We start from the raw sequence: 26,428 nt of genomic DNA on the forward strand, positions 1-26,428 counted from the left end.
CCGGCACTACGGAGGACGCGACTTCCCGGAGGGAGAAGATCGGTATCACGGTGCTGAACCGATCTCCGGAAACTCGCCCTGGACATCAGTGGGCCTTGTGGCTACACTGACCCTTTGCGCTGCCTGTTAGCTGCTCCCTGCCCGTCACCAGGGGCATATCCGAGCCCGAGCAAAGCTGGACGATCCGCCCTGACCTGGGCTTTCCCTCAGTCTGCTCGATTCGGAACCGGTACGCGCGTAGTGAGTCCGAGCCCTCGGAAGGACCCCCTCTTGGCCGCCTCGCGCAACGCCTCGACTGCCAATACGAACAACGGCGACAGCACCGCCCCGCTGCGCATCTCTTTTGCGAAGATCAAGGAGCCCCTCGGGGTTCCGAACCTCCTTGCGCTGCAGACCGAAAGCTTCGACTGGCTGCTCGGCAATGCCGCATGGAAGGGTCGCGTCGAGGCTGCGCTGGAGAGTGGGCAGGAAGTTCCCACCAAGTCCGGTCTTGAAGAGATCTTCGAAGAGATCTCCCCGATCGAGGACTTCTCCGGGTCGATGTCGCTGACGTTCCGCGACCACCGCTTCGAGCCCCCGAAGAACTCCATCGACGAGTGCAAGGAGCGCGACTTCACGTACGCCGCCCCGCTCTTCGTCACGGCGGAGTTCACCAACAACGAGACCGGTGAGATCAAGTCCCAGACGGTCTTCATGGGCGACTTCCCGCTCATGACGAACAAGGGCACCTTCGTCATCAACGGCACCGAGCGTGTCGTGGTGTCGCAGCTGGTCCGCTCGCCGGGCGTGTACTTCGACAGCTCCATCGACAAGACGTCCGACAAGGACATCTTCTCGGCCAAGATCATCCCGTCCCGGGGTGCCTGGCTGGAGATGGAGATCGACAAGCGCGACATGGTCGGTGTCCGCATCGACCGCAAGCGCAAGCAGTCCGTCACCGTCCTGCTCAAGGCGCTCGGCTGGACCACCGAGCAGATCCTCGAGGAGTTCGGCGACTACGAGTCCATGCGCGCCACCCTGGAGAAGGACCACACCCAGGGCCAGGACGACGCGCTGCTGGACATCTACCGCAAGCTGCGTCCGGGCGAGCCGCCGACCCGTGAGGCCGCGCAGACGCTGCTGGAGAACCTCTACTTCAACCCGAAGCGCTACGACCTCGCCAAGGTCGGCCGCTACAAGGTCAACAAGAAGCTCGGTGGCGACGAGCCGCTGGACGCCGGTGTGCTCACCACCGACGACGTCATCGCCACGATCAAGTACCTGGTGAAGCTGCACGCCGGCGAGACCGAGACGATCGGCGAGAACGGCACCACGATCGTCGTCGAGACCGACGACATCGACCACTTCGGCAACCGTCGTCTGCGCAACGTCGGCGAGCTCATCCAGAACCAGGTCCGCACGGGTCTGGCTCGTATGGAGCGCGTCGTGCGCGAGCGCATGACCACCCAGGACGTCGAGGCGATCACGCCGCAGACGCTGATCAACATCCGGCCGGTCGTCGCCTCCATCAAGGAGTTCTTCGGCACCAGCCAGCTGTCGCAGTTCATGGACCAGACCAACCCGCTGTCGGGTCTGACCCACAAGCGCCGTCTGTCGGCGCTGGGCCCGGGTGGTCTCTCCCGTGAGCGGGCCGGCCTGGACGTCCGTGACGTGCACCCGTCGCACTACGGCCGCATGTGCCCGATCGAGACGCCGGAAGGCCCGAACATCGGTCTGATCGGCTCGCTCGCCTCGTACGGCCGGGTCAACGTCTTCGGCTTCATCGAGACCCCGTACCGCAAGGTCGTCGACGGTCAGGTCACCGAAGAGGTGGACTACCTCACCGCCGACGAGGAGGACCGCTTCCTCATCGCCCAGGCCAACGCGAAGCTGACCGACGACATGCGGTTCGCCGAGCAGCGTGTCCTGGTCCGCCGCCGCGGCGGCGAGGTCGACCTGGTCCCCGCCGACGAGGTGCACTTCATGGACGTCTCGCCGCGCCAGATGGTGTCGGCCGCGACCGCCATGATCCCGTTCCTCGAGCACGACGACGCCAACCGCGCGCTCATGGGATCGAACATGATGCGCCAGGCCGTTCCGCTGATCAAGGCGGAATCGCCGCTGGTCGGCACCGGCATGGAGTACCGCTGCGCGGTCGACGCCGGCGACGTCATCAAGGCGGAGAAGGACGGTGTGGTCCAGGAGGTCTCCGCGGACTACATCACCGTCGCCAACGACGACGGCACGTACACCACGTACCGCGTCGCCAAGTTCACCCGCTCCAACCAGGGCACCTCCTTCAACCAGAAGGTCGTCGTGGATGAGGGCGCGCGGGTCATCGAGGGCCAGGTCCTCGCCGACGGTCCGTCCACGGACCAGGGCGAGATGGCGCTCGGCAAGAACCTGCTCGTCGCGTTCATGCCGTGGGAGGGCCACAACTACGAGGACGCGATCATCCTGTCGCAGCGCCTCGTGCAGGACGACGTCCTCTCCTCGATCCACATCGAGGAGCACGAGGTCGACGCCCGTGACACCAAGCTCGGCCCCGAGGAGATCACCCGGGACATCCCGAACGTCTCCGAGGAGGTCCTCTCCGACCTCGACGAGCGCGGCATCATCCGGATCGGTGCCGAGGTCGTCGCCGGCGACATCCTCGTCGGCAAGGTCACGCCCAAGGGCGAGACCGAGCTGACCCCCGAGGAGCGCCTGCTGCGCGCGATCTTCGGTGAGAAGGCGCGCGAGGTGCGCGACACCTCGCTGAAGGTGCCGCACGGTGAGATCGGCAAGGTCATCGGCGTCCGCGTCTTCGACCGCGAAGAGGGCGACGAGCTGCCGCCGGGCGTGAACCAGCTGGTTCGCGTCTACGTCGCGCAGAAGCGCAAGATCACCGACGGTGACAAGCTCGCCGGCCGCCACGGCAACAAGGGCGTCATCTCGAAGATCCTGCCGGTCGAGGACATGCCGTTCCTGGAGGACGGCACCCCGGTCGACATCATCCTCAACCCGCTGGGTGTCCCGTCCCGAATGAACCCGGGACAGGTCCTGGAGATCCACCTCGGCTGGCTCGCCAGCCAGGGCTGGAAGGTCGAGGGCGGCGAGGAGTGGCAGCAGCGGCTCCAGGCGATCGGCGCCGACGACGTCGCGCCGCGCACCAACGTCGCGACCCCGGTCTTCGACGGTGCGCGCGAGGACGAGCTCGCCGGTCTCTTCGAGTCGACGCTCCCCAACCGCGACGGTGAGCGGATGGTCAAGAGCTCCGGCAAGGCCCGGCTCTTCGACGGCCGCTCCGGTGAGCCGTTCCCGGACCCGATCTCGGTCGGGTACATGTACATCCTCAAGCTCCACCACCTGGTCGACGACAAGCTGCACGCCCGCTCGACCGGTCCGTACTCGATGATCACCCAGCAGCCGCTGGGTGGTAAGGCCCAGTTCGGTGGCCAGCGCTTCGGTGAGATGGAGGTGTGGGCGCTGGAGGCTTACGGCGCCGCGTACGCCCTCCAGGAGCTGCTGACGATCAAGTCCGACGACGTCACCGGCCGCGTGAAGGTCTACGAGGCCATCGTCAAGGGCGAGAACATCCCGGAGCCCGGCATCCCCGAGTCCTTCAAGGTCCTCATCAAGGAGATGCAGTCCCTGTGCCTCAACGTGGAGGTGCTGTCCTCGGACGGCATGTCCATCGAGATGCGCGACACCGACGAGGACGTCTTCCGCGCTGCGGAGGAGCTCGGCATCGACCTGTCCCGGCGCGAGCCGAGCAGCGTCGAAGAGGTCTGACGGGTCTGGCCGGGAGCCTCTGCCCAGAGAGGCCCCCGGCCCCGCCCCGGACCCCGTCCAGACCACCTAGACACGACCCTGAGAGGGATTGACGCATAGTGCTCGACGTCAACTTCTTCGACGAGCTGCGGATCGGCCTCGCCACCGCTGACGACATCCGTCAGTGGTCCCACGGTGAGGTCAAGAAGCCGGAGACCATCAACTACCGCACCCTCAAGCCCGAGAAGGACGGCCTCTTCTGCGAGAAGATCTTCGGCCCGACCCGGGACTGGGAGTGCTACTGCGGTAAGTACAAGCGCGTCCGCTTCAAGGGCATCATCTGCGAGCGGTGCGGCGTCGAGGTCACTCGCGCCAAGGTGCGCCGTGAGCGGATGGGCCACATCGAGCTGGCCGCTCCCGTCACCCACATCTGGTACTTCAAGGGTGTCCCGAGCCGGCTGGGTTACCTGCTGGACCTCGCGCCCAAGGACCTCGAGAAGGTCATCTACTTCGCCGCGTACATGATCACGTACGTGGACGAGGAGCGCCGCACCCGCGATCTGCCCTCGCTGGAGGCCCACGTCTCCGTCGAGCGTCAGCAGATCGAGCAGCGCCGCGACTCCGACCTGGAGGCCCGCGCCAAGAAGCTCGAGACCGACCTGGCCGAGCTGGAGGCCGAGGGCGCCAAGGCCGACGTGCGCCGCAAGGTGCGCGAGGGTGCCGAGCGTGAGATGAAGCAGCTGCGCGACCGTGCGCAGCGCGAGATCGACCGTCTCGACGAGGTCTGGAACCGCTTCAAGAACCTCAAGGTCCAGGACCTGGAGGGCGACGAGCTGCTCTACCGCGAGCTGCGCGACCGCTTCGGTACGTACTTCGACGGTTCGATGGGTGCCGCGGCGCTGCAGAAGCGCCTGGAGACCTTCGACCTGGAGGAGGAGGCCGAGCGCCTCCGCGAGATCATCCGGACCGGCAAGGGCCAGAAGAAGACCCGTGCGCTCAAGCGCCTCAAGGTCGTCTCCGCCTTCCTGCAGACCCGCAACAGCCCCAAGGGCATGGTGCTGGACTGCATCCCGGTGATCCCGCCGGACCTGCGTCCGATGGTGCAGCTGGACGGTGGCCGCTTCGCGACCTCCGACCTGAACGACCTGTACCGCCGTGTCATCAACCGCAACAACCGCCTGAAGCGGCTTCTCGACCTCGGCGCGCCCGAGATCATCGTGAACAACGAGAAGCGCATGCTCCAGGAGGCCGTCGACGCGCTCTTCGACAACGGCCGTCGTGGTCGCCCGGTCACGGGCCCCGGCAACCGTCCGCTGAAGTCGCTGTCCGACATGCTCAAGGGCAAGCAGGGCCGCTTCCGTCAGAACCTGCTCGGTAAGCGGGTCGACTACTCGGCGCGTTCCGTCATCGTCGTCGGTCCGCAGCTGAAGCTGCACCAGTGCGGTCTGCCCAAGGCCATGGCGCTGGAGCTCTTCAAGCCGTTCGTGATGAAGCGCCTGGTGGACCTGAACCACGCGCAGAACATCAAGTCGGCCAAGCGCATGGTCGAGCGCGGCCGCACCGTCGTGTACGACGTCCTCGAAGAGGTCATCGCCGAGCACCCGGTGCTGCTGAACCGTGCGCCCACCCTGCACCGCCTCGGCATCCAGGCCTTCGAGCCGCAGCTGGTCGAGGGCAAGGCCATTCAGATCCACCCGCTCGTCTGCACCGCGTTCAACGCGGACTTCGACGGTGACCAGATGGCCGTCCACCTCCCGCTGTCCGCGGAGGCGCAGGCCGAGGCCCGCATCCTGATGCTGTCCTCGAACAACATCCTCAAGCCGGCCGACGGCCGTCCGGTCACCATGCCGACCCAGGACATGGTGCTCGGCCTCTTCTTCCTCACCACGGATGAAGAGGAGCGCAAGGTCATCGGTGAGGGCCGCGCGTTCGGCTCGACCGCCGAGGCGATCATGGCGTTCGACGCCAAGGAGCTCTCGCTCCAGGCGAAGGTCGACATCCGCTTCCCGATCGGTACGGTTCCGCCCCGCGGCTGGACCCCGCCGGTTCCGGAGGAGGGCGAGCCCGAGTGGCAGCAGGGTGACAGCTTCCGGCTGCGGACGACCCTGGGCCGTGCGCTCTTCAACGAGCTGCTGCCCGAGGACTACCCGTTCGTCGACTACTCGGTGGGCAAGAAGCAGCTCTCCGCGATCGTCAACGACCTGGCCGAGCGCTACCCGAAGGTCATCGTGGCGGCGACGCTCGACAACCTGAAGGCGGCCGGCTTCCACTGGGCGACCCGTTCCGGCGTCACCGTCGCCGTGTCGGACATCGTCGTGCCGGAGGCCAAGAAGGCCATCGTCGCGGGCTACGAGGCCCAGGACGAGAAGGTCCAGAAGCAGTACGAGCGCGGTCTGATCACCAAGGACGAGCGCACTCAGGAACTGATCAACATCTGGACCAAGGCGACCAATGAGGTCGCCGAGGCGATGAACGAGAACTTCCCCAAGACCAACCCCATCTTCATGATGGTTGACTCGGGTGCCCGAGGAAACATGATGCAGATGCGGCAGATCGCCGGTATGCGCGGTCTGGTGTCGAACGCGAAGAACGAGACCATCCCGCGTCCGATCAAGGCGTCGTTCCGCGAGGGTCTGTCCGTGCTGGAGTACTTCATCTCCACCCACGGTGCCCGTAAGGGTCTGGCGGACACCGCCCTCCGTACCGCCGACTCCGGTTACCTCACCCGTCGTCTGGTCGACGTCTCCCAGGACGTCATCATCCGCGAGGAGGACTGCGGCACCGAGCGCGGCCTCAAGCTGCGGATCGCCTCGAAGGACGCCGCCGGCGTGCTGCGCAAGGCGGACGACGTCGAGTCCAGCGTCTACGCACGCATGCTGGCCGAGGACGTCGTCGTCGACGGCAAGGTCGTCGCGCCGGCCAACGTGGACCTCGGTGACGTGCTCATCGACGCGCTGGTCAACGCGGGCGTCGAGGAGGTCAAGACCCGCTCGGTCCTGACCTGTGAGTCGGCGGTCGGCACCTGTGCCTTCTGCTACGGCCGTTCGCTGGCCACCGGCAAGCTGGTCGACATCGGTGAGGCGGTCGGCATCATCGCCGCCCAGTCCATCGGTGAGCCCGGCACCCAGCTGACGATGCGTACCTTCCACACCGGTGGTGTGGCCGGTGACGACATCACCCTGGGTCTGCCGCGTGTCGTCGAGCTCTTCGAGGCCCGTACGCCCAAGGGTGTCGCCCCGATCTCGGAGGCGGCCGGCCGCGTCCGGATCGAGGAGACCGAGAAGACCAAGAAGGTCATCGTCACGCCGGACGACGGCAGCGACGAGACGGCTTACGGCGTCTCCAAGCGCGCCCGTCTGCTGGTGGGCGAGGGCGATCACGTCCAGGTCGGCCAGCCGCTGACCGTGGGTGCGATCAACCCGCACGACGTGCTGCGGATCCTCGGCCAGCGTGCCGTCCAGGTCCACCTGGTCGGCGAGGTCCAGAAGGTCTACAACAGCCAGGGCGTGGCGATCCACGACAAGCACATCGAGATCATCATCCGGCAGATGCTGCGCCGTGTGACGATCATCGAGTCCGGCGACGCCGAACTGCTGCCGGGCGAGCTGGTGGAGCGCACGAAGTTCGAGAGCGAGAACCGTCGCGTCGTGGCGGAAGGCGGCCACCCGGCCTCCGGCCGTCCGCAGCTGATGGGTATCACCAAGGCTTCGCTGGCGACGGAATCCTGGCTGTCGGCCGCCTCCTTCCAGGAGACGACCCGAGTCCTGACGGACGCGGCGATCAACGCCAAGTCCGACAGCCTCATCGGCCTCAAGGAGAACGTCATCATCGGTAAGCTCATCCCGGCCGGTACGGGCCTGTCCCGTTACCGCAACATCCGGGTCGAGCCCACCGAGGAGGCCAAGGCCGCGATGTACTCGGCCGTCGGTTACGACGACATCGACTACTCGCCCTTCGGCACCGGCTCCGGCCAGGCGGTCCCGCTGGAGGACTACGACTACGGCCCGTACAACCAGTAATCCTGGTCCGTACACCGTCCACAGGGCGGCCACCCTCCGGGGTGGCCGCCCTGCGGCATTGGGGGCCGCACGGGGGAACTCGTCCTCCCATCCCTGCGTCTCTGATGAGAAGATGGGGAGAACTGTCGAGCGGGGGGAGGGTCGCGACGTGGCATTCCAGCCGTGGCAGGGTGGGCAGCCCGCTCAGTCGTGGAATCAGGTTCCTGCCATGCGTGCCTCGCACGCCGATCGTGAACGGGCGGTCGACGTGCTCAAGGCGGGGTTCGCCGAGGGGCGGCTCCAGCAACCGGAGTACGAGCAGCGGCTGACCCGTGCCTACAAGGCGCAGACCCACGCCGAGCTGCAGATGCTGGTCTCGGACCTGCCGATGGGGCCGGTGCCGCAGGCGCAGTTCGTACCGCAGCGGCCGGTGCCGGCGACGTTCATGCCGATGCAGATGCCGCCGCCGGTGACGACGAACAGCTCGGCGACGGGTGCGCTGGTCTGCGGGCTGATGACGCCGGTGACCTGGGGGCTGACCGCGATCCCGGCGGTGATCCTGGGTCACAAGGCGCGCGCCGAGATCCGCCGCACCGGGGAGCGCGGGGACGGACAGGCCATCACGGGTCTGGTGCTGGGCTGGCTGGCGATCGGTGGCTGGTCGCTGATGTTCCTGGTGTGGATCCTGCTCGCGGCGGTCAACGTCTGACCGTGGTGCGGGGGCGCCCGTGCCTTCTTCCGTAGGGGCCGCTCGCGCACTACGGTGGCGGCAGCGCCGTGACGAGTCCGGCGTGTCCTTCGCGTGTGCATTTGTTTTGACCGCAGCCAATGCGGTAGGTACGCTCTGACCTTGTGCCTGGGGTGTCCCTGGGCTGCCGTGCGCGCAATCTCCCCAAAGCCATCGGCCGGGAGGCCATCAGCACGGAAGCCGGGTTCCGACACCGCAATCTGCCGCCTTCTCGTTCCAGCGGGGACCGGACTGCAGTATTCGACACACCCGACCGCGTGGGTCGGGAGTGTTCCAGGTTAGCTTTACCGAGACTGGCACACAGAAACCGGAGAAACGGTGCCTACGATCCAGCAGCTGGTCCGCAAGGGCCGGCAGGACAAGGTCGAGAAGAACAAGACGCCCGCGCTCGAGGGTTCCCCCCAGCGCCGTGGCGTCTGCACGCGTGTTTTCACCACCACCCCGAAGAAGCCGAACTCGGCCCTGCGTAAGGTCGCGCGTGTGCGTCTGACCAGCGGGATCGAGGTCACCGCTTACATCCCGGGTGAGGGCCACAACCTCCAGGAGCACTCGATCGTGCTCGTGCGTGGCGGCCGTGTGAAGGACCTGCCGGGTGTTCGGTACAAGATCATCCGCGGCTCCCTCGACACGCAGGGCGTCAAGAACCGCAAGCAGGCTCGCAGCCGCTACGGCGCCAAGAAGGAGAAGTAAGAATGCCTCGTAAGGGCCCCGCCCCGAAGCGCCCGGTCATCATCGACCCGGTCTACGGCTCTCCTCTGGTGACCTCCCTCATCAACAAGGTGCTGCTGAACGGCAAGCGCTCCACCGCTGAGCGCATCGTTTACGGCGCCATGGAGGGGCTGCGCGAGAAGACCGGCAACGACCCGGTCATCACCCTCAAGCGCGCGCTCGAGAACATCAAGCCGACCCTCGAGGTCAAGTCCCGCCGCGTCGGTGGCGCGACCTACCAGGTCCCGGTCGAGGTCAAGCCCGGCCGTGCCGCCACCCTCTCGCTCCGCTGGCTCGTGGGCTACTCGCGCGCCCGTCGCGAGAAGACCATGACCGAGCGCCTCATGAACGAACTGCTCGACGCCTCCAACGGCCTCGGCGCTTCGGTCAAGAAGCGCGAGGACACGCACAAGATGGCCGAGTCCAACAAGGCCTTCGCGCACTACCGCTGGTAGTCGCAACCCACATCGAGACCGAGAGAAGATTGAGCCACTATGGCCACCACTTCGCTTGACCTGGCCAAGGTCCGCAACATCGGGATCATGGCCCACATCGACGCGGGCAAGACGACCACCACCGAGCGGATCCTGTTCTACACCGGTGTTTCGTACAAGATCGGTGAGGTCCACGACGGCGCTGCCACGATGGACTGGATGGAGCAGGAGCAGGAGCGCGGCATCACGATCACGTCTGCCGCGACGACCTGCCACTGGCCGCTGGACAACGTCGACAACACCATCAACATCATCGACACCCCGGGACACGTCGACTTCACCGTCGAGGTGGAGCGCTCGCTGCGCGTGCTCGACGGTGCGGTGACGGTGTTCGACGGTGTTGCCGGTGTGGAGCCCCAGTCCGAGACCGTTTGGCGTCAGGCGGACCGCTACGGCGTCCCGCGCATCTGCTTCGTCAACAAGCTCGACCGTACGGGCGCCGAGTTCCACCGCTGCGTCGACATGATCACGGACCGCCTCGGCGCGACCCCGATCGTGATGCAGCTGCCCATCGGCACCGAGATGGACTTCAAGGGTGTCGTCGACCTCGTCAAGATGAAGGCTCTCGTCTGGTCGGCCGAGGCCGCCAAGGGCGAGATGTACGACACCGTCGACATCCCGGACACGCACATCGAGGCCGCCGACGAATGGCGCGGCAAGCTCCTCGAGGTCGTCGCCGAGAACGACGAAGAGATCATGGAGCTGTACCTGGAGGGCCAGGAGCCCACCGAGGACCAGCTCTACGCGGCGATCCGCCGGATCACCATCGCCTCCGGCAAGGCGGAGCACACCACCGTCACGCCGGTGTTCTGCGGTACCGCGTTCAAGAACAAGGGCGTTCAGCCCCTGCTCGACGCGGTCGTGCGCTACCTCCCCTCCCCGCTTGACGTCGAGGCCATCGAGGGCCACGCCGTCAACGACCCGGAGGAGGTCGTCAAGCGCAAGCCGTCCGAGGACGAGCCGCTGGCCGCCCTCGCGTTCAAGATTGCGAGCGACCCCCACCTGGGCAAGCTCACCTTCATCCGGGTGTACTCGGGCCGCCTCGAGGCCGGCTCGCAGGTGCAGAACTCGGTGAAGGGCAAGAAGGAGCGCATCGGCAAGATCTACCGGATGCACGCGAACAAGCGTGAGGAGATCGACTCGGTGGGTGCCGGTGACATCGTCGCCGTCATGGGTCTGAAGCAGACCACCACCGGTGAGACCCTCTGCGACTCGGCCAACCAGGTCATCCTGGAGTCGATGGAGTTCCCGGCCCCGGTCATCCAGGTCGCCATCGAGCCCAAGTCCAAGGGCGACCAGGAGAAGCTGGGTGTCGCCATCCAGCGTCTCGCCGAAGAGGACCCCTCGTTCCAGGTGCACACCGACGAGGAGACCGGCCAGACCATCATCGCGGGTATGGGCGAGCTGCACCTCGACGTGCTGGTCGACCGTATGAAGCGTGAGTTCCGGGTCGAGGCCAACGTCGGTAAGCCGCAGGTCGCCTACCGCGAGACCCTGCGCAAGGCGGTCGAGCGCCTGGACTACACGCACAAGAAGCAGACCGGTGGTTCCGGTCAGTTCGCGAAGGTCCAGATCGCTCTGGAGCCCCTCGAGGGCGACGGGTACGAGTTCGAGAACAAGGTCACCGGTGGCCGTATCCCGCGGGAGTACATCCCGTCCGTGGACGCGGGCTGCCAGGAGGCCATGGAGTTCGGTGTTCTCGCCGGCTACCCGCTGACCGGCGTCAAGGTCACGCTGCTCGACGGCGCGTTCCACGAGGTCGACTCGTCCGAGATGGCCTTCAAGATCGCCGGCTCGATGGCCTTCAAGGAGGCCGCCCGCAAGGCCTCCCCGGCCCTGCTCGAGCCGATGATGAAGGTCGAGGTCACCACGCCCGAGGACTACATGGGCGATGTGATCGGCGACATCAACTCCCGCCGTGGTCAGATCCAGTCCATGGAGGACCGCAGCGGCGCCAAGCTCGTCACGGGCCTGGTTCCGCTCTCGGAGATGTTCGGCTACGTCGGAGACCTCCGCAGCAAGACGTCGGGTCGCGCGAGCTACTCGATGCAGTTCGACTCCTACGCCGAGGTTCCGCGGAACGTCGCCGAGGAGATCATCGCGAAGGCCAAGGGCGAGTAAGTCCGGTCTCGTAAGAACCGGAGCGCAACACGCTTTAGGCTTGACACCGTCTGATGGGGGTAATCCCCGCAAACCGTGAGGATTGCCCCCGTCAGCCGGCACCCCAGCAAAGATCACCTGGCGCCGATGAGTAAGGCGTACAGAACCACTCCACAGGAGGACCCCAGTGGCGAAGGCGAAGTTCGAGCGGACTAAGCCGCACGTCAACATCGGCACCATCGGTCACATCGACCACGGTAAGACGACCCTCACGGCCGCCATTACCAAGGTGCTGCACGACGCGTACCCGGACCTGAACGAGGCCTCGGCCTTCGACCAGATCGACAAGGCTCCTGAGGAGCGCCAGCGCGGTATCACCATCTCCATCGCGCACGTCGAGTACCAGACCGAGTCGCGTCACTACGCGCACGTCGACTGCCCCGGTCACGCGGACTACATCAAGAACATGATCACCGGTGCGGCGCAGATGGACGGCGCCATCCTCGTGGTCGCCGCGACCGACGGTCCGATGCCGCAGACCAAGGAGCACGTGCTCCTGGCCCGCCAGGTCGGCGTTCCGTACATCGTTGTCGCCCTGAACAAGGCCGACATGGTGGACGACGAGGAGATCCTGGAGCTCGTCGAGCTCGAGGTCCGTGAGCTCCTCTCCGAGTACGAGTTCCCCGGCGACGACGTTCCGGTCGTCAAGGTCTCGGCGCTCAAGGCGCTCGAGGGCGACGCCGAGTGGGGCAAGTCCGTCCTCGACCTGATGAAGGCCGTCGACGAGTCGATCCCGCAGCCCGAGCGTGACGTCGACAAGCCGTTCCTGATGCCGATCGAGGACGTCTTCACGATCACCGGTCGTGGCACCGTCGTCACCGGTCGTATCGAGCGCGGTGTCCTCAAGGTCAACGAGACCGTCGACATCATCGGCATCAAGACCGAGAAGACCACCACCACGGTCACCGGTATCGAGATGTTCCGGAAGCTCCTCGACGAGGGCCAGGCCGGTGAGAACGTCGGTCTGCTCCTCCGTGGCATCAAGCGCGAGGACGTCGAGCGCGGCCAGGTCATCATCAAGCCGGGCTCGGTCACCCCGCACACCGAGTTCGAGGCGCAGGCCTACATCCTCTCCAAGGACGAGGGTGGCCGCCACACGCCGTTCTTCAACAACTACCGTCCGCAGTTCTACTTCCGTACGACTGACGTGACCGGTGTGGTGACCCTCCCCGAGGGCACCGAGATGGTCATGCCGGGCGACAACACCGAGATGTCCGTCTCGCTGATCCAGCCCGTGGCCATGGAAGAGGGCCTGAAGTTCGCCATCCGTGAGGGTGGCCGGACCGTCGGCGCCGGCCAGGTCACCAAGATCGTCAAGTAAGACGGTCCGCCTGACCTGGTAGCTCCCCGGAGCACCCAAGGAGCCCCGCACACCGCAAGGTGGGCGGGGCTCCTTGACAGTTGGGGGTCGATTGGCCTTGGGTGCCGGGCGTATGGCACACTGTCCAGGTTGCTCGGTTGAGTGCCGATGCTGCGCGCCTCCCGCCGGGGGGACCGGAAGCGAGTCCCAGGTATTCGTCGTTCCTTTTCAGGAGCGGAAGTACGGGAATCTTCCGGGAAGCGTCAGCGGGGTGCCTCGGCCAGGCGCCCGGTGGGTGTCCTTCCCCCGCCTCCTCCTTCTTGAGGGATCTTCCGTGCGGAGATTTACGAGAAGGGGTGCGACACGCCCGACCGCGTGGGTCGGAGAAGGACGCGAACCTCCCGGGTCCCAGAGCGTTACGAGAGACAGGACTACGAAGTAGCCATGGCGGGACAGAAGATCCGCATCCGGCTCAAGGCCTACGACCACGAGGTCATCGACTCCTCGGCGAAGAAGATCGTCGAGACGGTGACCCGCACTGGTGCGTCGGTCGCGGGCCCGGTGCCGCTGCCCACTGAGAAGAACGTGTACTGCGTCATCAAGTCGCCGCACAAGTACAAGGACTCGCGCGAGCACTTCGAGATGCGCACGCACAAGCGCCTGATCGACATCCTCGACCCGACGCCGAAGACCGTTGACTCCCTGATGCGACTCGACCTCCCGGCCGGTGTCGACATCGAGATCAAGCTCTGAGGGCCGGTGATCTGAGAGATGGCTAAGCAGATCAAGGGCATCCTGGGCGAGAAGCTCGGCATGACGCAGGTGTGGGACGAGAACAACCGTGTTGTTCCGGTCACCGTCGTCAAGGCCGGGCCCTGTGTCGTTACCCAGGTGCGCACCAATGACCAGGACGGTTACGACTCCGTCCAGATCGCCTTCGGCGAGATCGACCCGCGCAAGGTGAACAAGCCCCTCAAGGGCCACTTCGCGAAGGCCGACGTCACCCCCCGCCGTCACCTCGTCGAGGTCCGTACTCCCGACGCCGGTGAGTACACCCTCGGCCAGGAGCTGACCGCTGAGACCTTCGAGTCCGGCGTCAAGGTGGACGTGACCGGCAAGAGCAAGGGCAAGGGCTTCGCCGGTGTCATGAAGCGTCACGGCTTCGGCGGCGGCAAGGCCTCGCACGGTGCCCACCGCGTGCACCGCAAGCCGGGCTCCATCGGTGGCTGCGCCACCCCGGGCCGCGTGTTCAAGGGCATGCGGATGGCCGGCCGTATGGGCAATGAGCGGGTCACCACCCAGAACCTGACCGTCCACGCCGTTGACGCGGAGAAGGGTCTGCTGCTCATCAAGGGCGCAGTTCCTGGTCCGAACGGCGGCCTCGTCCTGGTCCGTACCGCGGCCAAGGGGGCCTGAGGTAACCGATGAGCACCATTGACATCCTTTCGCCTGCTGGCGACAAGGCCGGGTCCGTCGAGCTCCCCGCGGAGATCTTCGACGCCAAGGTCAGCATTCCGCTGATCCACCAGGTCGTTGTTGCGCAGCTGGCCGCGGCCCGTCAGGGCACGCACAAGACCAAGACTCGCGGCGAGGTCCGCGGCGGTGGCAAGAAGCCGTACCGCCAGAAGGGCACCGGCCGCGCGCGCCAGGGTTCGACCCGTGCGCCGCAGTTCGCCGGCGGTGGCATCGTCCACGGCCCCGTGCCGCGTGACTACAGCCAGCGGACCCCGAAGAAGATGAAGGCCGCCGCCCTGCGCGGTGCCCTCACCGACCGGGCCCGCAACAGCCGCATCCACGTCGTTTCCGGCGTGGTCGAGGGCGACATCTCCACCAAGGCCGCCAAGGCTCTCCTCGGCAAGGTCAGCGAGCGCAAGAACGTGCTCCTGGTCGCCGAGCGCAGCGACGAGGCCGCGTGGCTGTCCGCCCGCAACCTGCCCCAGGTCCACATCCTGGAGCCGGGCCAGCTGAACACGTACGACGTGCTCGTCTCCGACGACGTGGTCTTCACCAAGGCCGCCTTCGAGTCCTTCGTGTCTGGCCCCAAGGCCAACGCTGAGACCGAAGGGAGCGACGCCTGATGACTGAGGCCGTCGTCACCAGCAAGACCTTCACGGACCCGCGTGACATTCTCGTCAAGCCGGTGGTTTCCGAGAAGAGCTACGCGCTGCTGGACGAGAACAAGTACACGTTCGTCGTCGACCCGCGTGCGAACAAGACCCAGATCAAGCAGGCCGTCGAGGCGGTCTTCTCGGTCAAGGTCACCGGGGTCAACACGATCAACCGGCAGGGCAAGCGCAAGCGCACCCGCACCGGTTACGGCAAGCGCGCCAACACCAAGCGCGCCATCGTGACCCTCGCCGAGGGCGACCGTATCGACATCTTCGGCGGCCCGGTCTCCTAACGGAGTCCGAGTCGTCCGGAATCGGACGAGGACTGAGAAATGGGTATCCGCAAGTACAAGCCGACGACCCCGGGCCGTCGTGGCTCCAGCGTCGCCGACTTTGTCGAGATCACGCGGTCCACGCCGGAGAAGTCGCTGGTCCGCCCGCTGCACAGCAAGGGCGGCCGTAACAACGCCGGTCGTGTGACCGTTCGCCACCAGGGCGGTGGCCACAAGCGCGCCTACCGCGTGATCGACTTCCGTCGTCACGACAAGGACGGCGTGCCGGCCAAGGTCGCGCACATCGAGTACGACCCGAACCGCACCGCGCGCATCGCGCTGCTGCACTACGCAGACGGCGAGAAGCGCTACATCATCGCGCCCCGTGGCCTGGCCCAGGGTGCTCGGATTGAGAACGGCCCTGGCGCCGACATCAAGCCGGGCAACAACCTGCCGCTGCGCCACATCCCCGTGGGTACGACGATCCACGCGATCGAGCTGCGTCCGGGCGGCGGTGCGAAGTTCGCCCGCTCGGCCGGTGCCTCCGTGCAGCTGCTGGCGAAGGAGGGCGCGATGGCCCACCTTCGTATGCCGTCCGGTGAGATCCGCCTGGTCGACGTGCGCTGCCGCGCCACCGTCGGCGAGGTCGGCAACGCCGAGCAGTCGAACATCAACTGGGGCAAGGCCGGCCGCATGCGCTGGAAGGGCGTCCGCCCGACCGTGCGTGGTGTCGTGATGAACCCGGTCGACCACCCGCACGGTGGTGGTGAGGGCAAGACCTCCGGTGGTCGCCACCCGGTCTCGCCCTGGGGCCAGAAGGAGGGTCGTACTCGCTCGCCGAAGAAGGCCAGCAACAAGTACATCGTCCGCCGCCGCAAGACGAACAAGAAGCGCTAGGAGCGGGTTTAGATGCCGCGCAGTCTCAAGAAGGGGCCCTTCGTCGACGACCACCTCTCCAAGAAGGTGGACACGCAGAACGAAGCCGGCACCAAGAACGTCATCAAGACCTGGTCCCGCCGCTCCATGATCGTCCCGGCCATGCTCGGCCACACGATCGCGGTGCACGACGGCCGCAAGCACGTCCCGGTGTTCGTCACCGAGTCGATGGTCGGCCACAAGCTCGGCGAGTTTGCGCCGACCCGCACCTTCCGCGGCCACGAGAAGGACGACCGCAAGTCGCGTCGTCGCTGATCGACCGGAGTGCGAAGACTATGACTGACACCGAAGGGACAACCATGGAAGCCAGGGCCCAGGCGCGGTACATCCGCGTCACGCCCATGAAGGCCCGCCGCGTGGTGGACCTTATCCGTGGCATGGATGCCACGGAGGCTCAGGCGGTCCTGCGTTTCGCCCCGCAGGCCGCGAGCGTGCCGGTGGGCAAGGTGCTGGACAGCGCCATTGCCAACGCCGCGCACAACTACGACCACACCGACGCCTCTTCGCTGGTCATCAGCGAGGCGTACGTCGACGAGGGCCCGACCCTGAAGCGGTTCCGTCCGCGTGCCCAGGGCCGTGCCTACCGGATCCGCAAGCGGACCAGCCACATCACCGTGGTCGTCAGCAGCAAGGAAGGAACCCGGTAATGGGCCAGAAGGTAAACCCGCACGGGTTCCGGCTCGGTGTGACGACGGACTTCAAGTCCCGTTGGTACGCCGACAAGCTGTACAAGGACTACGTCAAGGAAGACGTCGCCATTCGTCGCATGATGACGAAGGGCATGGAGCGCGCCGGTATCTCCAAGGTGGAGATCGAGCGCACCCGTGAGCGCGTCCGCGTTGACATCCACACCGCTCGCCCGGGCATCGTCATCGGCCGCCGCGGCGCCGAGGCCGACCGCATCCGCGGTGAGCTCGAGAAGCTGACCGGCAAGCAGGTCCAGCTGAACATCCTCGAGGTCAAGAACCCCGAGACCGATGCTCAGCTCGTGGCCCAGGCCGTCGCCGAGCAGCTGTCCTCCCGCGTCTCCTTCCGTCGCGCCATGCGTAAGAGCATGCAGTCGACGATGAAGGCCGGCGCCAAGGGCATCAAGATCCAGTGTGGTGGCCGTCTCGGCGGCGCCGAGATGTCCCGCTCGGAGTTCTACCGCGAGGGCCGTGTGCCCCTGCACACGCTCCGCGCGAACGTCGACTACGGCTTCTTCGAGGCCAAGACCACCTTCGGCCGCATCGGCGTGAAGGTCTGGATCTACAAGGGCGACGTCAAGAACATCGCCGAGGTGCGCGCCGAGAACGCCGCCGCCCGTGCGGGCAACCGCCCGGCTCGCGGTGGTGGCAACGACCGCCCGCGTCGCGGTGGCGAGCGTGGCGGCCGCGGCCGCAAGCCGCAGCAGCAGAGCGCCGCTGCCGAGGCCCCCAAGGCCGAGGCCGCTGCCGCTGCTCCGGCGGAGACCCCCGGAACGGAGGCCTGACCGACATGCTGATCCCTCGCAGGGTCAAGCACCGCAAGCAGCACCACCCGAAGCGCAACGGCATGGCCAAGGGTGGCACCGAGCTGGCCTTCGGTGAGTACGGAATCCAGGCCGTCACCCCGGCCTACGTGACGAACCGGCAGATCGAGTCCGCTCGTATCGCCATGACCCGTCACATCAAGCGTGGCGGCAAGGTGTGGATCAACATCTACCCCGACCGTCCGCTGACGAAGAAGCCGGCCGAGACCCGCATGGGTTCCGGTAAGGGTTCTCCGGAGTGGTGGGTCGCGAACGTCAAGCCCGGTCGGGTGATGTTCGAGCTGTCCTTCCCGAACGAGAAGGTTGCTAAGGAGGCGCTGACCCGCGCCGCCCACAAGCTTCCGATGAAGTGCCGCATCGTTCGGCGCGAGGCAGGTGAATCGTGATGTCGGCCGTTACCAAGGCGTCCGAGCTGCGCGAGCTGAACAACGAGGACCTCGTTGCCAAGCTCCGTGAGGCCAAGGAAGAGCTGTTCAACCTCCGCTTCCAGGCGGCGACCGGACAGCTCGAGAACCACGGCCGGCTGAAGGCCGTCCGCAAGGACATCGCCCGGATCTACACCCTGATGCGTGAGCGCGAGCTCGGCATCGAGACGGTGGAGAGCGCCTGATGAGCGAGAAGAATGTGACTGAGCAGAAGACCGAGCGCGGTTTCCGCAAGACCCGTGAGGGTCTGGTCGTCAGCGACAAGATGGACAAGACCGTCGTCGTCGCTGTCGAGGACCGCGTCAAGCACGCGCTGTACGGCAAGGTCATCCGCCGTACCAACAAGCTCAAGGCGCACGACGAGCAGAACGCTGCCGGTGTCGGCGACCGCGTCCTCCTGATGGAGACCCGGCCGCTGTCCGCCACCAAGCGCTGGCGCATCGTCGAGATCCTCGAGAAGGCCAAGTAATCCCTCCTAGGGGGACCCCCTAGGAACAGTTCCGCCAGGCTCGGCGAGAAGCGCGAAGCACTCGCGCTTCTCGCCGGGAACCGGCAGACATTCAGGAGATAGACGTGATCCAGCAGGAGTCGCGACTGCGTGTCGCCGACAACACTGGTGCGAAGGAGATCCTTTGCATCCGTGTTCTCGGTGGTTCCGGTCGCCGCTACGCGGGCATCGGTGACGTCATCGTCGCCACCGTCAAGGATGCGATCCCCGGTGGCAACGTGAAGAAGGGTGACGTCGTCAAGGCGGTCATCGTTCGCACCGTCAAGGAGCGCCGCCGTCCGGACGGCTCGTACATCCGCTTCGACGAGAACGCGGCCGTCATCCTCAAGAACGATGGCGACCCCCGCGGCACCCGCATCTTCGGCCCCGTGGGCCGGGAACTGCGCGAGAAGAAGTTCATGAAGATCATCTCGCTCGCGCCGGAGGTGCTGTAACCGATGAAGATCAAGAAGGGCGACCTGGTCCAGGTCATCACCGGTAAGGACAAGGGCAAGCAGGGCAAGGTCATCCAGGCCTTCCCCCGCGAGGACCGCGTCCTGGTCGAGGGTGTCAACCGGGTCAAGAAGCACACCAAGGCCGGTCAGACCGCTCGTGGTTCGAAGACCGGCGGCATCGTGACGACCGAGGCCCCCATCCACGTCAGCAACGTTCAGCTGGTCGTGGAGAAGGACGGCCAGAAGGTTGTCACCCGCGTCGGATACCGCTTCGACGACGAGGGCAACAAGATCCGCGTTGCCAAGCGGACCGGTGAGGACATCTGATGACTGCCACCACCAACGCGCCGCGTCTGAAGACGCGCTACCGCGAAGAGATCGCCGGGAAGCTGAAGGACGAGTTCTCCTTCGAGAACGTCATGCAGATCCCCGGTCTGACCAAGATCGTGGTCAACATGGGTGTGGGCGACGCCGCCCGCGACTCCAAGCTGATCGAGGGCGCCATCCGCGACCTCACCACGATCACCGGCCAGAAGCCGGCCGTCACCAAGGCCCGTAAGTCCATCGCGCAGTTCAAGCTGCGCGAGGGCCAGCCGATCGGTGCCCACGTCACCCTCCGCGGTGACCGCATGTGGGAGTTCCTGGACCGCCTGCTGTCGCTCGCGCTCCCGCGCATCCGCGACTTCCGTGGTCTGTCCCCGAAGCAGTTCGACGGTCGGGGCAACTACACCTTCGGTCTCACGGAGCAGGTCATGTTCCACGAGATCGACCAGGACAAGATCGACCGTACCCGGGGTATGGACATCACCGTGGTCACCACGGCGACCAACGACGATGAGGGCCGCGCTCTCCTTCGTCACCTCGGCTTCCCGTTCAAGGAGGCGTGAGCGAGATGGCGAAGAAGGCTCTGATTGCCAAGGCTGCTCGCAAGCCGAAGTTCGGTGTGCGCGCGTACACCCGCTGCCAGCGCTGCGGCCGTCCGCACTCCGTGTACCGCAAGTTCGGCCTGTGCCGCGTGTGCCTTCGTGAGATGGCTCACCGTGGCGAGCTGCCGGGCGTGACCAAGAGCTCCTGGTAATCCCCTAGTTGGGATACCCCGGAGACTCTCGGTAAGCAGTCGGTCGGCGGGCACCTGCCCCCTTTTCCCGTAGGGTGGAAGGGTTTGGGTGTCCCGCCGCCCGAGACCGACCGCGGGCCGAGCCCGCATAACGTCGCTTACTACGCCGTAGGTCCCCGCGCCGCACCCGTCCCGACTCTGATCGGGGAGAGGGATGGCGCACATAGGAAACCCCGGCGAGAGAGGCCGAAGGCCAATTCATGACCATGACTGACCCCATCGCAGACATGCTGACCCGTCTGCGGAACGCGAACTCGGCGTACCACGACACCGTCGTGATGCCGCACAGCAAGATCAAGTCGCACATCGCGGAGATCCTCCAGCAGGAGGGTTACATCACCGGCTGGCGCGTCGAGGACGCCGAGGTCGGCAAGAACCTCGTCCTCGAGCTGAAGTTCGGCCCGAACCGCGAGCGCTCGATCGCCGGCATCAAGCGGATCTCGAAGCCGGGCCTGCGGGTCTACGCAAAGTCCACCAACCTGCCGAAGGTGCTCGGCGGCCTGGGCGTGGCGATCATCTCCACGTCGCACGGTCTGCTCACCGGCCAGCAGGCGCAGAAGAAGGGCGTGGGTGGGGAAGTCCTCGCCTACGTCTGGTAACCCGGGAACGGAGGAAGAGCTAATGTCGCGCATTGGCAAGCTGCCCATCCAGGTTCCCGCTGGCGTGGACGTCACCATCGAGGGCCGCACGGTCAACGTGAAGGGTCCCAAGGGTTCCCTTTCGCACACCGTCGCGGCTCCCATCGAGGTCGCCAAGGGTGAGGACGGCGTCATCAACGTCACCCGCCCGAACGACGAGCGTCAGAACAAGGCCCTGCACGGCCTGTCCCGCACGCTGGTGGCGAACATGATCACCGGCGTGACCCAGGGGTACAGCAAGGCGCTCGAGATCAGCGGTGTCGGTTACCGCGTCCAGGCGAAGGGCTCCAACCTGGAGTTCTCCCTGGGCTACAGCCACCCGATCCTGATCGAGGCCCCCGAGGGCATCTCGTTCAAGGTCGAGTCCCCGACCAAGCTCAGCGTCGAGGGCATCGACAAGCAGAAGGTCGGCGAGGTGGCGGCGAACATCCGCAAGCTGCGCAAGCCTGACCCGTACAAGGCCAAGGGCGTCAAGTACGCCGGCGAGGTCATCCGCCGCAAGGTCGGAAAGGCTGGTAAGTAAGCCATGGCATACGGTGTGAAGATCGCTAAGGGCAACGCGTACAAGCGTGCGGCCGCCAAGCGTCGCCACATCCGCATCCGTAAGCGGATTTCGGGTACCCCGGAGCGTCCGCGTCTGGTCGTGACGCGGTCCAACCGCGGCATCACCGCTCAGGTCATCGACGACATCCAGGGCCACACCCTGGCCTCGGCGTCGACCCTGGACGCGTCCATCCGTGGTGGCGAGGGCGACAAGAGCGCCCAGGCCAAGAAGGTCGGCGCCCTGGTTGCCGAGCGTGCCAAGGCCGCCGGTGTCGAGGCCGTCGTGTTCGACCGCGGTGGCAAGCAGTACGCCGGGCGGATTGCCGCTCTGGCCGACGCCGCCCGCGAAGCCGGGCTGAAGTTCTAAAGCCCCGGTTCCGGAGCTAGCGGACGTAACAGAGAGAGGTAAATCCAATGGCTGGACCCCAGCGCCGCGGCAGCGGTGCCGGTGGCGGCGAGCGGCGGGACCGGAAGGGTCGCGACGGTGGCGCTGCCGCCGAGAAGACCGCGTACGTTGAGCGCGTAGTCGCGATCAACCGCGTCGCCAAGGTTGTCAAGGGTGGTCGTCGTTTCAGCTTCACCGCGCTGGTCGTGGTGGGCGACGGTGACGGCACCGTGGGTGTCGGTTACGGCAAGGCCAAGGAAGTTCCGGCTGCCATCGCCAAGGGCGTGGAAGAGGCCAAGAAGAACTTCTTCAAGGTCCCCCGTATCCAGGGCACCATCCCGCACCCCATCCAGGGCGAGAAGGCCGCGGGCGTCGTCCTGCTCAAGCCGGCTTCCCCCGGTACCGGTGTGATCGCCGGTGGCCCCGTGCGTGCCGTTCTGGAGTGCGCGGGCATCCACGACGTGCTGAGCAAGTCGCTCGGTTCGTCGAACCCGATCAACATCGTGCACGCCACGGTGACCGCGCTTCAGGGCCTGCAGCGCCCCGAGGAGATCGCGGCCCGTCGTGGCCTGCCGCTGGAGGACGTTGCTCCCGCCGCTCTGCTGCGGGCGCGTGCAGGGGTGAGCGCGTAATGGCTCGCCTGGAGATCACGCAGACCAAGTCCTACATCGGCAGCAAGCAGAACCACCGCGACACGCTGCGTTCGCTGGGCCTGAAGCGGCTCGGCGACGTGGTTGTCAAGGAGGACCGTCCCGAGTTCCGCGGCATGGTGCACACCGTCCGCCACCTCGTGTCGGTCAAGGAGGTCGACTGACATGGCGGAGCAGAACCCGCTGAAGGTCCACAACCTCCGGCCCGCCCCGGGCGCCAAGACCGCCAAGACCCGTGTCGGTCGTGGTGAGGCGTCCAAGGGTAAGACCGCCGGTCGTGGTACCAAGGGCACCAAGGCCCGTTACCAGGTTCCGGAGCGCTTCGAGGGTGGGCAGATGCCCCTCCACATGCGCCTCCCGAAGCTGAAGGGCTTCAAGAACCCCGCCCACAAGCAGTTCCAGGTCGTGAACCTGGACAAGCTGGCCGCGCTCTACCCGCAGGGTGGCGAGGTCACGGTGGCCGACCTGGTCGCCAAGGGCGCGGTGCGCAAGAACGAGCTCGTCAAGGTCCTGGGCCAGGGCGAGGTCTCCGTGGCGCTGCAGGTTTCGGTTGACGCCGTCTCCGGCTCCGCCAAGGAGAAGATCGCCGCCGCCGGCGGCACCGTCACCGAGCTCATCTGAGTTCGTTGGTTCAACTGACCGGGGATGCCCATCGATTGGGGCATCCCCGGTTGGTCGTTCCACGGGGGTAGGGTCGCCGGTAAGGTGGCATGCACTGTTGTTTTCCGGGGCCAATGCCCCGGGCCCCCCGCCGCGTGGGCCGTGCCCGCGCGGTGTCCGGCCGTTACGTATTCGTCGATCCTCAAGACCGTTACCTCTCGCCCGCGGGCGGGAGGCGCAGGAGGCACCGTGCTCACCGCGTTCGCCCGAGCGTTCAAGACGCCCGACCTGCGCAAGAAGCTGCTGTTCACGTTGGGCATCATCGTGCTCTACCGGATCGGAGCGCACGTCCCGGTCCCAGGGGTGAACTACGCGAACGTCGAGACCTGCATGAAGCAGGCCGGCGGCAACAGCGGGTTGTTCGCCCTGGTGAACATGTTCAGCGGTGGTGCGCTGCTGCAGATCACGATCTTCGCGCTGGGGATCATGCCGTACATCACGGCAAGCATCATCCTCCAGCTGCTGACCGTGGTCATCCCCCGGCTGGAGGCCCTCAAGAAAGAGGGGCAGACCGGCCAGGGCAAGATCACTCAGTACACCCGGTATCTGACCGTGGCGCTCGCGATCCTGCAGGGCACCGGCCTGGTGGCCACCGCCCGCAGCGGCGCGCTGTTCCAGAGCTGCCCGGTCGCCAGCGAGATCGTGCCCAGCGACTCGATCTTCACCACCATCACGATGGTCATCTGCATGACCGCCGGCACCTGCCTGATCATGTGGCTCGGTGAGCTCGTCACCGACCGCGGCATCGGCAACGGCATGTCCATCCTGATGTTCATCTCGATCGCCGCCGGATTCCCGGGCGCCCTGTGGCAGATCAAGCTCACCGGCAAGCTCGCGGACGGCTGGATCGAGTTCTTCTCGGTGATCGCGGTCGGTCTGGCGATGGTCGCGCTGGTGGTCTTCGTCGAGCAGGCCCAGCGCCGTATCCCGGTGCAGTACGCGAAGCGGATGATCGGCCGCCGGTCCTATGGCGGTACGTCCACGTACATCCCGCTCAAGGTGAATCAGGCGGGTGTGATTCCCGTCATCTTCGCGTCGTCGCTGCTCTACATTCCAGCCCTCGTTGCACAGTTCAGCGGGTCGAAGGCGGGTTGGGCGACCTGGATCGCCACCAACTTCACCAAGGGAAACCACCCGGTTTACATCGTTACGTACTTCCTGCTGATCGTCTTCTTCGCGTTCTTCTACGTCGCCATCAGCTTCAACCCCGAAGAAGTTGCCGACAACATGAAGAAGTATGGTGGCTTCATCCCGGGTATCCGGGCTGGTCGCCCGACGGCCGAGTACCTCAGCTACGTGCTCAATCGGATCACGTGGCCGGGCTCGCTGTACCTGGGGCTGATCGCGCTCGTACCAACAGTGGCGTTGGTGCTGTTCAACGCGAACCAGAACTTCCCGTTCGGCGGGACGAGCATCCTCATCATCGTGGGTGTGGGTCTGGAAACCGTGAAGCAGATCGAGAGCCAGCTTCAGCAGCGCAACTACGAAGGGTTCCTCCGCTGATGCGAATCGTCCTCGTCGGGCCCCCGGGGGCCGGCAAGGGTACGCAGGCTGCGTACCTTGCCAAGAACCTCGCGATCCCGCACATCTCCACGGGCGACCTGTTCCGGGCCAACATCAGCCAGGGCACCGACCTCGGCAAGAAGGCCAAGGCGTTCATGGACGCCGGCGAGCTCGTCCCCGACGAGGTCACCATCGGCATGGCCCGCGACCGGATGAACCAGCCGGACGCCGCCGGCGGCTTCCTGCTGGACGGCTTCCCCCGCAACGTCTCGCAGGCCGAGGCGCTCGACGAGGCCCTCAAGGAGGACGGCGTCACGCTCGACGCGGTCCTGGACCTGGAGGTCCCCGAGGAAGAGGTGGTCAAGCGCATCGCCGGCCGCCGTATCTGCCGCAAGGACTCCAGCCACGTCTTCCACGTGTCCTACAGCCCGCCGAAGCAGCAGGGCGTCTGTGACGTCTGCGGCGGCGAGCTGTACCAGCGCGACGACGACAGCGAGGAGACCGTCCGCAAGCGGCTGGAGGTCTACCACACGCAGACCGAGCCGATCATCGACTACTACAAGGCCCAGGACCTGGTCGTGACCATCCCGGCACTCGGGAAGGTCGAAGAGGTCACGGAGCGCGCGATGGCCGCGCTCCAGGGCGGCAAGTAGCCGGCAGCTCCGTACGGCCGCGGTGTCCAGCACGGGCACCGCGGCCGTACTGTTGGTCGGGTACGACGAACACGGCATGAACAGAAGGGCGTACGCCACGATGGTGGAGATCAAGACCCCCGAGCAGATCGCGAAGATGCGCGAGGCGGGGCTGGTGGTCGCCGCCATCCACGCCGCGACCCGGGAGGTCGCGGTGCCCGGCGCCACGACCAAGGACCTGGACGACGCGGCGCGCAAGGTGCTCGCGGAGCACGGCGCGAAGTCGAACTTCCTCGGCTACGGCGGCTTCCCCGCGACGATCTGCACCTCGGTGAACGACGTCGTGGTCCACGGCATCCCGGACACCGACACGGTCCTCGCGAACGGCGACATCATCTCCATCGACTGCGGAGCGATCGTCGACGGCTGGCACGGCGACGCCGCGTACACCGCGTTCGTCGGGTCCGGTCACTCCGCGGAGCTGATCGAGCTCAGCCGGGTCACCGAGGGCTCGATGTGGGCGGGCATCGCCGCGGTGGCCAAGGGCAACCGGCTGGTCGACATCTCCAAGGCGATCGAGGGCTACATCCGCCGGCAGCCCCGTCCGGCCAGCGGCAAGTACGGCATCGTCGAGGACTACGGCGGCCACGGCATCGGCTCGCAGATGCACATGGACCCGCACCTGCTGAACTACGTCGACCGCAAGCGCGGCCGCGGCCCCAAGCTGGTGCCCGGTTTCTGCATCGCGATCGAGCCGATGGTGAACCTCGGCACCCCGAAGACCCATGTGCTCGAGGACGACTGGACCGTGAAGTCGAACGACGGCAGCTGGTCCTCGCACTGGGAGCACTCGGTCGCGCTGACCGAGCAGGGCCCGCTGGTGCTGACCGCGCCCGACGGCGGCAAGGCCAGGCTCGCGGAGCTCGGGATCACCGCCGCGCCGGACCCGCTGGCGTAAGGATCACCT

Annotated in this window: 31 protein-coding genes; all 31 read left to right on the plus strand. The window is 66.3% G+C overall.

What is annotated here, in order from left to right; genetic code table 11:
* Positions 1-270: 270 nt before the first annotated feature.
* Positions 271-3,753: a DNA-directed RNA polymerase subunit beta gene (gene rpoB, locus ACFV1J_RS21915; RefSeq protein WP_385860576.1), complete on the plus strand. Its 3,483-nt coding sequence runs from the start codon at positions 271-273 to the stop codon at positions 3,751-3,753.
* 98 nt (positions 3,754-3,851) lie between these two features.
* Positions 3,852-7,751 (plus strand): DNA-directed RNA polymerase subunit beta', encoded by a 3,900-nt coding sequence (locus tag ACFV1J_RS21920; protein ID WP_385860577.1) that lies wholly within the window; start codon positions 3,852-3,854, stop codon positions 7,749-7,751.
* A gap of 208 nt (positions 7,752-7,959) precedes the next feature.
* Complete coding sequence (locus ACFV1J_RS21925) at positions 7,960-8,439, plus strand: DUF1707 and DUF4190 domain-containing protein (RefSeq protein ID WP_385860578.1); 480 nt, start codon at positions 7,960-7,962, stop codon at positions 8,437-8,439.
* A 357-nt stretch (positions 8,440-8,796) separates the two neighbouring features.
* Positions 8,797-9,168 carry a 30S ribosomal protein S12 gene (gene rpsL / locus ACFV1J_RS21930; protein WP_003948652.1) on the plus strand — a complete coding sequence of 124 codons (372 nt, stop codon included), beginning with the start codon at positions 8,797-8,799 and terminating at the stop codon, positions 9,166-9,168.
* Positions 9,169-9,170: 2 nt separating this feature from the next.
* Entirely contained in the window at positions 9,171-9,641 is a 471-nt protein-coding gene (gene rpsG / locus ACFV1J_RS21935) for a 30S ribosomal protein S7 (protein WP_004571813.1), read from the plus strand.
* A gap of 39 nt (positions 9,642-9,680) precedes the next feature.
* Positions 9,681-11,801, plus strand: a complete 2,121-nt coding sequence (gene fusA / locus ACFV1J_RS21940; RefSeq protein WP_385860579.1) for an elongation factor G — start codon at positions 9,681-9,683, stop codon at positions 11,799-11,801.
* 166 nt (positions 11,802-11,967) lie between these two features.
* On the plus strand, positions 11,968-13,161 hold the full coding sequence (gene tuf, locus ACFV1J_RS21945) for an elongation factor Tu (protein ID WP_030803122.1): 1,194 nt from the start codon (positions 11,968-11,970) through the stop codon (positions 13,159-13,161).
* A gap of 423 nt (positions 13,162-13,584) precedes the next feature.
* Positions 13,585-13,893 (plus strand): 30S ribosomal protein S10, encoded by a 309-nt coding sequence (rpsJ, locus tag ACFV1J_RS21950; RefSeq protein WP_003948644.1) that lies wholly within the window; start codon positions 13,585-13,587, stop codon positions 13,891-13,893.
* An 18-nt stretch (positions 13,894-13,911) separates the two neighbouring features.
* Positions 13,912-14,556, plus strand: a complete 645-nt coding sequence (rplC, locus tag ACFV1J_RS21955; protein WP_030413011.1) for a 50S ribosomal protein L3 — start codon at positions 13,912-13,914, stop codon at positions 14,554-14,556.
* A gap of 8 nt (positions 14,557-14,564) precedes the next feature.
* The gene (rplD, locus tag ACFV1J_RS21960) at positions 14,565-15,218 is read left to right on the plus strand and encodes a 50S ribosomal protein L4 (RefSeq protein WP_030413012.1); all 654 of its coding nucleotides are present in this window, start codon (positions 14,565-14,567) and stop codon (positions 15,216-15,218) included.
* Complete coding sequence (gene rplW / locus ACFV1J_RS21965; RefSeq protein WP_030413013.1) at positions 15,218-15,541, plus strand: 50S ribosomal protein L23; 324 nt, start codon at positions 15,218-15,220, stop codon at positions 15,539-15,541. Before rplD ends, rplW begins: the two co-directional genes overlap by 1 nt.
* Before the next feature lie 39 nt (positions 15,542-15,580).
* Positions 15,581-16,417, plus strand: coding sequence for a 50S ribosomal protein L2 (rplB, locus tag ACFV1J_RS21970; RefSeq protein WP_006604876.1), 837 nt, complete (start codon positions 15,581-15,583; stop codon positions 16,415-16,417).
* Positions 16,418-16,429: 12 nt separating this feature from the next.
* Positions 16,430-16,711, plus strand: a complete 282-nt coding sequence (gene rpsS, locus ACFV1J_RS21975; RefSeq protein WP_030016988.1) for a 30S ribosomal protein S19 — start codon at positions 16,430-16,432, stop codon at positions 16,709-16,711.
* 44 nt (positions 16,712-16,755) lie between these two features.
* On the plus strand, positions 16,756-17,103 hold the full coding sequence (gene rplV, locus ACFV1J_RS21980) for a 50S ribosomal protein L22 (protein ID WP_004571827.1): 348 nt from the start codon (positions 16,756-16,758) through the stop codon (positions 17,101-17,103).
* On the plus strand, positions 17,103-17,927 hold the full coding sequence (rpsC, locus tag ACFV1J_RS21985; protein WP_030413016.1) for a 30S ribosomal protein S3: 825 nt from the start codon (positions 17,103-17,105) through the stop codon (positions 17,925-17,927). The genes rplV and rpsC overlap by 1 nt, the downstream gene beginning before the upstream one ends.
* 5 nt (positions 17,928-17,932) lie before the next feature.
* On the plus strand, positions 17,933-18,352 hold the full coding sequence (rplP, locus tag ACFV1J_RS21990) for a 50S ribosomal protein L16 (protein ID WP_004571829.1): 420 nt from the start codon (positions 17,933-17,935) through the stop codon (positions 18,350-18,352).
* Positions 18,352-18,576, plus strand: a complete 225-nt coding sequence (gene rpmC, locus ACFV1J_RS21995; protein WP_046927445.1) for a 50S ribosomal protein L29 — start codon at positions 18,352-18,354, stop codon at positions 18,574-18,576. Before rplP ends, rpmC begins: the two co-directional genes overlap by 1 nt.
* A complete protein-coding gene (rpsQ, locus tag ACFV1J_RS22000) occupies positions 18,576-18,860 on the plus strand; it encodes a 30S ribosomal protein S17 (protein WP_261957048.1) in 285 nt (94 codons plus the stop codon). The genes rpmC and rpsQ overlap by 1 nt, the downstream gene beginning before the upstream one ends.
* A 104-nt stretch (positions 18,861-18,964) precedes the next feature.
* Complete coding sequence (gene rplN / locus ACFV1J_RS22005) at positions 18,965-19,333, plus strand: 50S ribosomal protein L14 (protein WP_003998823.1); 369 nt, start codon at positions 18,965-18,967, stop codon at positions 19,331-19,333.
* A 3-nt stretch (positions 19,334-19,336) separates the two neighbouring features.
* Positions 19,337-19,660: a 50S ribosomal protein L24 gene (gene rplX / locus ACFV1J_RS22010; RefSeq protein WP_030413017.1), complete on the plus strand. Its 324-nt coding sequence runs from the start codon at positions 19,337-19,339 to the stop codon at positions 19,658-19,660.
* A complete protein-coding gene (gene rplE, locus ACFV1J_RS22015) occupies positions 19,660-20,220 on the plus strand; it encodes a 50S ribosomal protein L5 (RefSeq protein ID WP_030413018.1) in 561 nt (186 codons plus the stop codon). Before rplX ends, rplE begins: the two co-directional genes overlap by 1 nt.
* 5 nt (positions 20,221-20,225) lie before the next feature.
* A complete protein-coding gene (locus ACFV1J_RS22020; RefSeq protein WP_003956452.1) occupies positions 20,226-20,411 on the plus strand; it encodes a type Z 30S ribosomal protein S14 in 186 nt (61 codons plus the stop codon).
* Positions 20,412-20,650: 239 nt separating this feature from the next.
* Positions 20,651-21,049: a 30S ribosomal protein S8 gene (gene rpsH / locus ACFV1J_RS22025; protein ID WP_030413019.1), complete on the plus strand. Its 399-nt coding sequence runs from the start codon at positions 20,651-20,653 to the stop codon at positions 21,047-21,049.
* A 22-nt stretch (positions 21,050-21,071) separates the two neighbouring features.
* Positions 21,072-21,611 carry a 50S ribosomal protein L6 gene (gene rplF / locus ACFV1J_RS22030; RefSeq protein ID WP_201803195.1) on the plus strand — a complete coding sequence of 180 codons (540 nt, stop codon included), beginning with the start codon at positions 21,072-21,074 and terminating at the stop codon, positions 21,609-21,611.
* A 3-nt stretch (positions 21,612-21,614) separates the two neighbouring features.
* A complete protein-coding gene (gene rplR, locus ACFV1J_RS22035; protein WP_385860580.1) occupies positions 21,615-21,998 on the plus strand; it encodes a 50S ribosomal protein L18 in 384 nt (127 codons plus the stop codon).
* Between the two features lie 47 nt (positions 21,999-22,045).
* Positions 22,046-22,648: a 30S ribosomal protein S5 gene (rpsE, locus tag ACFV1J_RS22040; RefSeq protein ID WP_030413022.1), complete on the plus strand. Its 603-nt coding sequence runs from the start codon at positions 22,046-22,048 to the stop codon at positions 22,646-22,648.
* Positions 22,648-22,830 carry a 50S ribosomal protein L30 gene (gene rpmD / locus ACFV1J_RS22045; RefSeq protein WP_030413023.1) on the plus strand — a complete coding sequence of 61 codons (183 nt, stop codon included), beginning with the start codon at positions 22,648-22,650 and terminating at the stop codon, positions 22,828-22,830. Before rpsE ends, rpmD begins: the two co-directional genes overlap by 1 nt.
* 1 nt (position 22,831) lies before the next feature.
* Entirely contained in the window at positions 22,832-23,287 is a 456-nt protein-coding gene (rplO, locus tag ACFV1J_RS22050) for a 50S ribosomal protein L15 (RefSeq protein ID WP_030803138.1), read from the plus strand.
* Positions 23,288-23,515: 228 nt separating this feature from the next.
* On the plus strand, positions 23,516-24,829 hold the full coding sequence (secY, locus tag ACFV1J_RS22055; RefSeq protein WP_385860581.1) for a preprotein translocase subunit SecY: 1,314 nt from the start codon (positions 23,516-23,518) through the stop codon (positions 24,827-24,829).
* Positions 24,829-25,482, plus strand: a complete 654-nt coding sequence (locus tag ACFV1J_RS22060) for an adenylate kinase (protein WP_385860582.1) — start codon at positions 24,829-24,831, stop codon at positions 25,480-25,482. Before secY ends, ACFV1J_RS22060 begins: the two co-directional genes overlap by 1 nt.
* A gap of 100 nt (positions 25,483-25,582) precedes the next feature.
* A complete protein-coding gene (gene map / locus ACFV1J_RS22065; protein WP_385860609.1) occupies positions 25,583-26,419 on the plus strand; it encodes a type I methionyl aminopeptidase in 837 nt (278 codons plus the stop codon).
* Positions 26,420-26,428: the final 9 nt, after the last annotated feature.

It is taken from the genome of Streptomyces sp. NPDC059649 (assembly GCF_042734445.1).
Lineage (GTDB): Bacteria > Actinomycetota > Actinomycetes > Streptomycetales > Streptomycetaceae > Streptomyces.

What these genes read in the sequence shown, in the direction of transcription:
- ACFV1J_RS21925 (WP_385860578.1), top strand. Translation starts at nt 7,960, where the DNA reads ATGCGTGCCTCGCACGCCGATCGTGAACGGGCGGTCGACGTGCTCAAG.
- rpsG (WP_004571813.1), top strand. Translation starts at nt 9,171, where the DNA reads ATGCCTCGTAAGGGCCCCGCCCCGAAGCGCCCGGTCATCATCGACCCG.
- fusA (WP_385860579.1), top strand. Translation starts at nt 9,681, where the DNA reads ATGGCCACCACTTCGCTTGACCTGGCCAAGGTCCGCAACATCGGGATC.
- rpsJ (WP_003948644.1), top strand. Translation starts at nt 13,585, where the DNA reads ATGGCGGGACAGAAGATCCGCATCCGGCTCAAGGCCTACGACCACGAG.
- rplC (WP_030413011.1), top strand. Translation starts at nt 13,912, where the DNA reads ATGGCTAAGCAGATCAAGGGCATCCTGGGCGAGAAGCTCGGCATGACG.
- rplD (WP_030413012.1), top strand. Translation starts at nt 14,565, where the DNA reads ATGAGCACCATTGACATCCTTTCGCCTGCTGGCGACAAGGCCGGGTCC.
- rplW (WP_030413013.1), top strand. Translation starts at nt 15,218, where the DNA reads ATGACTGAGGCCGTCGTCACCAGCAAGACCTTCACGGACCCGCGTGAC.
- rplB (WP_006604876.1), top strand. Translation starts at nt 15,581, where the DNA reads ATGGGTATCCGCAAGTACAAGCCGACGACCCCGGGCCGTCGTGGCTCC.
- rpsS (WP_030016988.1), top strand. Translation starts at nt 16,430, where the DNA reads ATGCCGCGCAGTCTCAAGAAGGGGCCCTTCGTCGACGACCACCTCTCC.
- rplV (WP_004571827.1), top strand. Translation starts at nt 16,756, where the DNA reads ATGGAAGCCAGGGCCCAGGCGCGGTACATCCGCGTCACGCCCATGAAG.
- rpsC (WP_030413016.1), top strand. Translation starts at nt 17,103, where the DNA reads ATGGGCCAGAAGGTAAACCCGCACGGGTTCCGGCTCGGTGTGACGACG.
- rplP (WP_004571829.1), top strand. Translation starts at nt 17,933, where the DNA reads ATGCTGATCCCTCGCAGGGTCAAGCACCGCAAGCAGCACCACCCGAAG.
- rpmC (WP_046927445.1), top strand. Translation starts at nt 18,352, where the DNA reads ATGTCGGCCGTTACCAAGGCGTCCGAGCTGCGCGAGCTGAACAACGAG.
- rpsQ (WP_261957048.1), top strand. Translation starts at nt 18,576, where the DNA reads ATGAGCGAGAAGAATGTGACTGAGCAGAAGACCGAGCGCGGTTTCCGC.
- rplX (WP_030413017.1), top strand. Translation starts at nt 19,337, where the DNA reads ATGAAGATCAAGAAGGGCGACCTGGTCCAGGTCATCACCGGTAAGGAC.
- rplE (WP_030413018.1), top strand. Translation starts at nt 19,660, where the DNA reads ATGACTGCCACCACCAACGCGCCGCGTCTGAAGACGCGCTACCGCGAA.
- ACFV1J_RS22020 (WP_003956452.1), top strand. Translation starts at nt 20,226, where the DNA reads ATGGCGAAGAAGGCTCTGATTGCCAAGGCTGCTCGCAAGCCGAAGTTC.
- rpsH (WP_030413019.1), top strand. Translation starts at nt 20,651, where the DNA reads ATGACCATGACTGACCCCATCGCAGACATGCTGACCCGTCTGCGGAAC.
- rplF (WP_201803195.1), top strand. Translation starts at nt 21,072, where the DNA reads ATGTCGCGCATTGGCAAGCTGCCCATCCAGGTTCCCGCTGGCGTGGAC.
- rplR (WP_385860580.1), top strand. Translation starts at nt 21,615, where the DNA reads ATGGCATACGGTGTGAAGATCGCTAAGGGCAACGCGTACAAGCGTGCG.
- rpsE (WP_030413022.1), top strand. Translation starts at nt 22,046, where the DNA reads ATGGCTGGACCCCAGCGCCGCGGCAGCGGTGCCGGTGGCGGCGAGCGG.
- rpmD (WP_030413023.1), top strand. Translation starts at nt 22,648, where the DNA reads ATGGCTCGCCTGGAGATCACGCAGACCAAGTCCTACATCGGCAGCAAG.
- rplO (WP_030803138.1), top strand. Translation starts at nt 22,832, where the DNA reads ATGGCGGAGCAGAACCCGCTGAAGGTCCACAACCTCCGGCCCGCCCCG.
- ACFV1J_RS22060 (WP_385860582.1), top strand. Translation starts at nt 24,829, where the DNA reads ATGCGAATCGTCCTCGTCGGGCCCCCGGGGGCCGGCAAGGGTACGCAG.
- map (WP_385860609.1), top strand. Translation starts at nt 25,583, where the DNA reads ATGGTGGAGATCAAGACCCCCGAGCAGATCGCGAAGATGCGCGAGGCG.